General features: G+C 69.2%; 5 protein-coding genes. 3 read left to right on the top strand and 2 right to left on the bottom strand.

Annotation, left to right across the window (positions count from 1 at the left end):
• Positions 1–181 precede the first annotated feature (181 nt).
• Together VNW53_RS19490 and VNW53_RS19495 are read right to left on the bottom strand one after the other, a co-directional pair.
• Positions 182–475 (bottom strand): hypothetical protein, encoded by a 294-nt coding sequence (locus tag VNW53_RS19490; RefSeq protein ID WP_325557717.1) that lies wholly within the window; start codon positions 473–475, stop codon positions 182–184.
• A gap of 119 nt (positions 476–594) precedes the next feature.
• Positions 595–4038 carry an indolepyruvate ferredoxin oxidoreductase family protein gene (locus VNW53_RS19495; RefSeq protein WP_325557718.1) on the bottom strand — a complete coding sequence of 1148 codons (3444 nt, stop codon included), beginning with the start codon at positions 4036–4038 and terminating at the stop codon, positions 595–597.
• A gap of 142 nt (positions 4039–4180) precedes the next feature.
• Here VNW53_RS19495 and VNW53_RS19500 point away from each other — a divergent pair, with 142 nt between their 5' ends.
• From VNW53_RS19500 to VNW53_RS19510, 3 genes are all read left to right on the top strand, one after another.
• Positions 4181–4678, top strand: coding sequence for an Lrp/AsnC family transcriptional regulator (locus tag VNW53_RS19500; RefSeq protein WP_325557720.1), 498 nt, complete (start codon positions 4181–4183; stop codon positions 4676–4678).
• 30 nt (positions 4679–4708) lie between these two features.
• Positions 4709–5602 carry a pirin family protein gene (locus VNW53_RS19505; protein WP_325557722.1) on the top strand — a complete coding sequence of 298 codons (894 nt, stop codon included), beginning with the start codon at positions 4709–4711 and terminating at the stop codon, positions 5600–5602.
• 21 nt (positions 5603–5623) lie between these two features.
• The coding region (locus VNW53_RS19510; protein ID WP_325557724.1) for a serine dehydratase beta chain at positions 5624–6090 on the top strand (467 nt) is incomplete at its 3' end.

A 6090-nucleotide genomic window follows, 5' to 3' on the forward strand; every position in this document is an offset into this window, starting at 1 on the left:
GTGGGAGGAGGTGTCAGCCGGAGGGCTGACGGAGGTGGGGTCGCGCTCCGCTCTCGGCGCGAGACTGAGCTTCGAGCTGCGCCGGGAGGCCGAGAAACCCCACCTCCGACCCGCTGCGCGGCCCACCTCCTCCCACAAGGGAGGAGGCAGCCTTCCGCGCCGGCCTGAATGTCGATTGGTCCTAGGGCGCCATTTCCTTGGGCGGCTGTTCGCCGAGCGGCAGGTCGCCGGCGAAGAGGGCGTCGAGGCGCGTGCGGGTCGCGCGCTCGAACTCCTGCTTGGAGGCCGAGCGGCTGCGGGACAGCGACAGCTCCTTGACGATCGCCTCCTTGATCCGGCCCACCGCCGCTTCTTCAAGGACGCCGGCCCGGACCAGTTCGGAGGTGAGCTTCAGCAACCCGACCGCCGTGGCGTGGGCCCGCAAACCCACGAGGTTCACGCTGTCGTGGAGTCTTTCTTCTTCCAGTTCGTCCATCGGCCGTTTCCCACTGGGACGGCCTCTGCCGCCTCTTATCGAGGCATGGTGGCGCGATCGGGCGCGCATGGGAAGCGGTTGGGCCGAGCCGCGCGCGCAACGCGATGTCGCAGTCAGATCTAGGCGCTCACCAGGTCCCGTTCGCCCAGCTTCTCCCAGCGGCCCCAGAGCGCCTTCTCCTCGGCCTTGGCGGGGCCGACCGAGGCGTCCTTGACGTGGCCGTAGCCGCGGATCTTCTGCGGGATCGCCGCGATCCGCGCCGCGGTCTCCAGCCGCTCCGGCGTGAGGCCGGCGGTGAGCTTGCGGAGCCCCGCCTCGTAGTCGGCGATCAGGCCGCGCTCCATCTTCCGCTCGGCGGTGTAGCCGAAGATGTCCAGCGCCGTGCCGCGCAGGCCCTTCATCCTGGCCATCGCCGGGAAGGCCGCGTCCAGCATCCAGCCGCCGAAGGCGATCTTCTTCGGCCGCCCGTCGGGTCCCTTGCGCGCGATCAGCGGCGGGGCCAGCCAGACCTTGGCCTTGCCGCCCTTGAAGGTGCCGTTCCGGTAGGCCTGGAAGCGGCCGTCCGAATAGAGCCGGGCCACCTCGTACTCGTCCTTGTAGGCCATCAGCTTGTAGAGGTTCACGGCGACGGCGCGGGTCAGCGCCTCTGAGCCCAGCGGGGCCTCCGCAGCGCGGACCGCCGCCACCTGGTCGGCGTAGCGCCGGGCGTAGGCGGCGCTCTGATAGGCGGTCAGCTCCTTCACGCGATGGGCGATCAGCTCGTCCAGCGCCATGGTCTCGGGCGTCGGCACGTCGTCCTCGCGCTTGCCGCGGGCCGCCGGATCGTGGGCGGCCTTGCGGCCCAGCTCGAAGGCCTGCAGGTTCGCCTCGGCGTCGACGCCGTTCAGCCGGATGGCGCGGTAGAGCGCGCGGCTGGAGATCGGGATCACGCCCTTCTGCCAGGCGAAGCCCAGCATGACCATGTTGGCGTAGATGGCGTCGCCCAGGTTCTCCACCGCCAGGTTCTGGGCCGGCATGGCGTCGTAGGACTTCACTGCCGCGGTGAGCCTGCGACCCTGCTCCTCGGCGTCGAAGCGGACGTCGCGGTCGGTGACGAAATCCGCCGTCGGCGCGAAGTCGGCGTTGCCGACAGCCACCGTCCGGTCCTTGGCGTAGAGCGCCAGCGCATCGGCCCCGGCCGCCGACAGCAGGTCGCAGGCGATCAGCACGTGGGCCGAGGCCGCGGGGACCCGGCCGCCGACCACGGTGTCCTCGACCTCGCCGATACGGACGTGGCTGAACACCGCGCCGCCCTTCTGCGCGAGGCCCGTCATGTCGACCACCGACGAGGCGCGGCCGTCCACGTGGGCGGCCATGGCCAGGATCGAGGCGACGGTGGTCACGCCCGTGCCGCCGACGCCCGTGAAGACGATGTTCTTCACGCCCTCGAGCGGCTCGAACGCGGGCAGCGGGGTGGAGTCGGCGGTCAGCGCCGGCATGGCCTCGCGGTGCGGGTTCTCCGCGCCTTCCAGGGTGATGAAGGACGGGCAGAAGCCTTCCAGGCAGGTGTAGTCCTGGTTGCAGGACGACTGGTTGATCTTCCGCTTGCGGCCGAACTCGGTGTTGAGCGGCTCGACCGAGACGCAGTTGGAGGTCTTGGAGCAGTCGCCGCAGCCTTCGCAGACCAGCGGGTTGATCATCACCCGCTGCGGGGCGGCCTGCATCTTGCCGCGCTTGCGACGGCGGCGCTTCTCGGTGGCGCAGACCTGGTCGTAGAGCAGGACGGTGACACCGGGCGTCTCCCGTAGCTGCTCCTGGATCTTCATCAGCTCGGAGCGCGGATGCACCTCGACGCCGGGCGCGAGGTCCGTGGCGTGCTGGTACTTCTCCGGCTCGGCGGCGACGATGACGATCTTCTGCACGCCCTCGGCGTGGAGCTGGCGGGTGATCTGGGCGGGCGTGAAGCCGCTCTCCGCCGCCTGGCCGCCGGTCATGGCGACGGCGTCGTTGAACAGGAGCTTGTAGGTCATCGACGACTTGGCCGCGACCGCGGCGCGCACCGCCAGCGAGCCCGAGTGGTTGTAGGTGCCGTCCCCCAGGTTGACGAAGACATGGCTCTCGGTGGTGAAGGGCGAGGCTCCGACCCAGGACAGGCCCTCGCCGCCCATGTGGCTGTTCAGGTCCGTCGAGGGGTCGTTGAAGCTGGCCATGTAGTGGCAGCCGATCCCGGCCAGGGCGCGGGAGCCCTCCGGCACGCGGGTCGAGGAATTGTGCGGGCAGCCCGAGCAGAAGAACGGCTTGCGCTGCTGGTCGGCGCTCAGCGTCACGGCGGCCATCGAGGCGGCGGACACCCGGGCGAGGTAGTCGTGCACCCGCTCCATGTGCGGTCCCGGCGGCAGGCGGTCGGCGATGGCCAGCGCCACCTCCGCCACCGAGAGCGAGCCGATCTCCGACAGCAGCGGATGGCCGTGCTCGTCCACCTTGCCGACGATCTTCGGCCGGGCGTGGGCGGGCAGCTCGTAGAGCGCGGCGCGGGCCTGCGTCTCGATCAGCGGGCGCTTGTGCTCGACGACCATCATGGTCTCGAGGCCGGCGGCGAAGGCGCGGATGCCCTGCGGCTCCAGCGGCCAGGGCATGCCGACCTTGTAGATGGCGACGCCCAGGTCCGCGGCCTCGGCGTGGGAAATGCCCATGGCCGCCAGGGCCTCGATCACGTCCTTGTAGGCCTGGCCCTGGCAGACGATGCCGAGCCGCGGCCGCGACGAGCCCAGCATCACCCGGTCGATCCGGTTGGCGCGGGCGAAGGCCAGCGCGGCGGGGATCTTCTGGGTCCGCAGCCGGCGCTCCTTGTCGAGCGGCTGGTCCTTGAGGCGAATGCCCAGGCCGCCGGCCGGAATGCGGACGTTCTCCGGCAGGACGAATTTGTGCCGGTCCAGGTCCACGTCGATGGTGACGCCCGAGTCCATGGTGTCGGCCAGCGCGATCAGCCCGACCCACAGGCCCGAGTAGCGCGACATGGCGTAGCCCAGGAGGCCGTAGTCCAGCACCTCCTGCACGTCGGCCGGCGACAGCACCGGCATCTCGAAGTCCTGGAAGGCGTATTCCGACTGCGACGGCAGCGTCGAGGACTTGCAGTTGTGGTCGTCGCCGGCCACCGCCAGGACGCCGCCCTTGGGGAAGGTTCCGGCGAAATTGGCGTGCTTGAAGGCGTCGCCGGTGCGGTCGACGCCGGGCGCCTTGCCGTACCACATGCCGAACACGCCATCGAACTTGGCGGTCTCGGGGAACAGGTTGGCCTGCTGGCTGCCCCAGACGGCGGTGGCGGCGAGATCCTCGTTGAGGCCTTCCTTGAAGACGACATTGGCCTGCGCCAGGAATTTCTCGGCGCGGTGCGCCTGCTGGTCGAGGCCGCCGAGCGGGGAACCGCGATAGCCGGAGACGAATCCGGCGGTGTTCAGACCCGCCGCCTGGTCCAGCCGGTGCTGATCGATCAGCACGCGCAGCAGCGCCTGGACGCCGGTGATGAAGACGCGGCCCTCCGTGAGGAGAAATTTGTCGTCGAGCGTCACTTCCGTGTGCCGCATCGCAATTTCTTTCCTTCTGGGCCTCGCTCGCGCATTAGAATGATCATATAAGATCGCGGCAATTGCTTACCAAAAGCGTGCCCCCGCCTTGCGGTTCCGGGGCACGAACAGGGCGCCCAAAGGGCAAAGTCGGGAGGAAAACTTGTCGGAGACCTTGGACTCGGTCGATGCTAAGATTCTGGACCTTATCCAGCACGACGCGGCCCTTTCGGTGGCCGAGATCGCGGATCGGGTCGGATTGTCCTCCAGCCCCTGCTGGCGGCGCATCAAGCGACTGGAAGACGCCGGCGTCATCCAGCGGCGCGTGACCATCCTCGATCGCGACCTCCTGGGCCTGGGCTTCGAGGTCTATTGCACCGTCAAGCTCTCCCTGCCGACCAAGGAGAACCTGGACGCCTTCGAGCAGGCGATCACCAAGCTCCCCGAGGTGGTGCAGTGCGCCACGGTCACCGGCTCGGCCGACTACGAGCTGCGCATCGTCACCCGCGACATGCACGCCTTCGACGACTTCCTGCGCGACAAGATCCTGTCACTGGGCCTGGTCTCCAACATCGAGAGCCGGATCGTCATCCGCTCGGTGAAGAACACCACCGCAGCCCCCCTCGGACTGGTCAGCCCCTATATAAGCGCGCAAGGCTGAGCCCTTCGCTTTAGCCACGCGGAGGCGATCATGATCGAGTTCGTCATCGACCAGCGGCGCAGGGATCTCGGCGGCTTCGAGGTCGGCCGGCTCCTGCCGCATCACGGGGGCAAGATGGTCGGCCCCTTCATCTTCTTCGACCATATGGGCCCGGTGGAGTTCGAAGCCGGCTTCCCGCGCAACGTCGACGTCCGGCCGCATCCGCACATCGGGCTCTCAACCGTCACCTATCTGTTCGAGGGCGAGATCACCCACCGCGACAGCGTGGGCTCGGTCCAGGAGATCCATCCCGGCGAGGTCAACTGGATGACCGCCGGCAAGGGGATCACCCATTCGGAGCGCTTCGAGCACCTGCGCCAGACCGGCGGGCGGATGCACGGCATCCAGGCCTGGGTCGCCCTGCCGCTGGAGGCGGAGGAGACCGACCCGGGCTTCTTCCACCATGGGGCCGACGACCTGCCCACCTATGAGGGCGGCGGCCTATGGGCCCGGCTGGTGGCCGGCAAGGCCTTCGGGGCGGAAGCCAAGGTGAAGACGCACTCGCCGATGTTCTACGTCCACTGGCGGCTGGACGCCGGGGCGACGGCGCAGCTGCCGGCCGAGTATCCCGAGCGCGCGGCCTACGTCGCCCAAGGGATCATCGAGGTGGACGGCCGCGAGTTCCACGACGGCCAGATGCTGGTCTTCGCGCCCGGCCAGCCGGTGCTGGTCAAGGCCGTGACCCCGGCCATCGTGATGCTGCTGGGCGGCGAGCCGGTGGGTCCGCGGCTCATCGAATGGAACTTCGTCGCCTCCTCCAAGGAACGCCTCGAGCAGGCCAAGGCCGACTGGCGCGCCGGCCGCATGAAGCTGCCCGACGCCGACGACAAGGAATTCATCCCGCTGCCAGGCGACCCCCCGCCGCCCGCCAACCCGATGTCCTGAAGCCGAGCGCTCCCCAAAGTTATGACCGTCAGCGTCTTCGACCTGTTCAAGCTCGGGATCGGGCCATCCAGCTCGCACACCATGGGCCCGATGACGGCGGCCGGCCGGTTCCTGGGCCGCTTGCGCGCCGCCGGCCTGCTGGCGAAGATTGCGCGGGTGGAGACCACGCTCTACGCCTCCCTGGCGCTGACCGGCCGCGGGCACGCCACCGATCGGGCGGTGATCCTGGGCCTGGCCGGCTTCGAACCTCGGCGCCTGGATCCCGACGAGGCCGACCGCACGGTGGCGGCCGTCCGCGAGGCCCATCGCCTGACCTTGGGCGGCGAGCAGGAGATCAATTTCGACGAAGCCCGCGACCTGCGCTGGGAAGGCCGCACGCGGCTGCCGCAGCACCCCAACGCCCTGAAGTTCGAGGCGCTGGACGCCGAGGGCAAGACGCTGGCGGAACGCACCTATTTCTCGATCGGCGGCGGCTTTGTCCGCGACGA

The sequence above is a fragment of the Phenylobacterium sp. genome, assembly GCF_035569475.1.
In the GTDB taxonomy this organism is placed as follows: Bacteria; Pseudomonadota; Alphaproteobacteria; order Caulobacterales; family Caulobacteraceae; genus Phenylobacterium.

Bases quoted from the DNA above. Each gene is read 5' to 3' on its own strand.
- VNW53_RS19490 (WP_325557717.1), bottom strand. From the start codon at position 475: ATGGACGAACTGGAAGAAGAAAGACTCCACGACAGCGTGAACCTCGTG.
- VNW53_RS19495 (WP_325557718.1), bottom strand. From the start codon at position 4,038: ATGCGGCACACGGAAGTGACGCTCGACGACAAATTTCTCCTCACGGAG.
- VNW53_RS19505 (WP_325557722.1), top strand. From the start codon at position 4,709: ATGATCGAGTTCGTCATCGACCAGCGGCGCAGGGATCTCGGCGGCTTC.